Source organism: Dietzia sp. SYD-A1 (genome assembly GCF_015356725.1).
Classification (GTDB): Bacteria; Actinomycetota; Actinomycetes; order Mycobacteriales; family Mycobacteriaceae; genus Dietzia.
The window spans coordinates 1-1,716 of record NZ_JADDKI010000440.1 but is presented as its reverse complement, the minus strand read 5'-3'; the positions used below and the strand labels follow the sequence as shown (position 1 = coordinate 1,716).

The window sequence follows — 1,716 nt, the reverse complement described above, 5'->3', positions numbered from 1 at the left end:
GGATTCCGGGAGCGGGGGCACCGCCGGGTGGCCGTTGCGACGCACCTGCTCGCTCCCGGGTTCTTCGCGGATCGTCTGGCGGCGGCCGGAGCGGACGCGACCTCGCGGCCGCTCGGCGCCAACCCGGAGATAGTCGATCTGATCGTCCGGTTATATCGAGAGAATTCGGCGGGATTAACCGCCTCTCCGAACCGGGAGTTCTCGACACGGTAAAGGTCAGACTATTATCGACATTGGTCAACTAATGTGATCACGCATAATATGCAGAAATTGTGCATACTGTTGTGCAGTAGTAACGGCAACCAGCTAGGGAGTGACAGTGGCGCAGCAATTCCAGGTCAAGTACATCGATGACCTCGACGGAACAGAACTGGGTGACGAGGCTAATTCCCTCTCGTTCGCCTTCGAGGGCAAGGAATACTCCATCGACCTGAGCGACGAGAACGCCCAAGCCTTCCGGGATGTCATGGCCCCGTACATCGCCGCTGGTCACCGCGTGACCGCGACCAGGGGCAAGCCGGCTCGCAAGGCTGCCGCCAAGTCCTCGTCGGGCGATACCAAGATCATTCGTGAATGGGCGAGGGAAAACGGCTTCGAGGTCTCCGACCGTGGCCGCATCCCGGCCGACGTGATGGAGGCCTACGCCGCCGCGAACTGACCACGCAATCGAGGGCCCGCATCCCCGGTGACGGGGTGCGGGCCCTCGTTCTATTCGCAGGTCTCCCCACCCGGCGGACACGCCCCACCCGGTCGGCGACCGGAATTGGTGGAAGGACGCGGTGACGCCGCGGGAATTGTCCGCTCAGAGCTGAGTGATCGGTGCGTTCAGGTGCGACAGGGCGGCGGCGACGAGTCCCGCGCGGATCCCCGCGTAGTTGGCCCCACGGAGCGGAGCCATCTCCGCCGCCACCGCCACGGCGCGGTCCAGCACCGCGTCGGCCTCGGCCGCCTCGTGGACGATCCCGGCCTCGATCGCGTCGGACGCCGGGTAGCGCCTCGAGGTGAGCATCGCCGTGCTCGCCACCCCGGGCGTGAGGCGTGTGGTGATGAGCGCGTTCATCCCCGGGGGGAACGGCATGCCGAGCTGCGCCTCGGGCAGGTTCCAGAATCCGCGATCGGCGCGCATGACGCGGTGGTCGTGAGACAGGGCCAGCATCGCGCCGGCTCCGAAGGCGTGGCCGTTGATCGCCGCGACCGTCGGTAGTTCGAGCCGCAGGACCCGGGCGAACAACCGCTGGGCCCGTGAGACGTACGCGGGCAGTCCGGTGGGATCGGAGGCGACGACCGACAGGTCGAGACCGTTCGAGTAGAACTTCCCGGCCCCGGTCGTGACCAGTGCCGCCGGTCCTTCGGACGCCTCGACCTCGGTGAGCGCGGCGTCGAGGGAGTCCAGGAACTCCGGGGAGAAGGCGTTGTCCGGGGCGTCCGCCGGGTCGTCCGGCTCGGCGAAGCGGAGGACGAAGACGGAATCGTGACGGTTGAGAGTGGGCATGGGTCACAGCGTAGAGCCACGGGAACGCCGTCACGGCAGGTGGGACACCGTTGTCACGGCGTCCGCGGGAGGCGCGGCGCGACCGCGGGGGCAGGGGACGGGCGGCGCGCCGGCGGTACGGCAACAGTGTTTTCGGTGGACACGCCACGGCGTTGTGACGCGATCGCGACGTCGTCGTCGTACTCTTCCCGGGTGACCCGTTCCCCCTCCCGCGGCACCTCCGG

Annotated in this window: 3 protein-coding genes; 2 read left to right on the top strand and 1 reads right to left on the bottom strand. The window is 67.7% G+C overall.

All coding sequences use genetic code 11. The features are described from left to right. A partial coding sequence (locus IY392_RS19325; protein WP_375292923.1) for a sirohydrochlorin chelatase occupies nt 1-213 on the top strand: 213 nt, incomplete at its 5' end. 106 nt (nt 214-319) lie between these two features. Next, a complete protein-coding gene (locus tag IY392_RS15405; protein ID WP_107755326.1) occupies nt 320-658 on the top strand; it encodes an Lsr2 family protein in 339 nt (112 codons plus the stop codon). Between the two features lie 144 nt (nt 659-802). Here the strand turns inward: IY392_RS15405 and IY392_RS15400 are convergent, their stop codons facing one another. After that, complete coding sequence (locus tag IY392_RS15400) at nt 803-1,492, bottom strand: enoyl-CoA hydratase/isomerase family protein (protein ID WP_194861676.1); 690 nt, start codon at nt 1,490-1,492, stop codon at nt 803-805. Between the last annotated feature and the right edge of the window lie 224 nt (nt 1,493-1,716).

Excerpts from the sequence above, each read along its gene's own strand:
- IY392_RS15400 (WP_194861676.1), bottom strand. The coding sequence starts at position 1,492 with ATGCCCACTCTCAACCGTCACGATTCCGTCTTCGTCCTCCGCTTCGCC.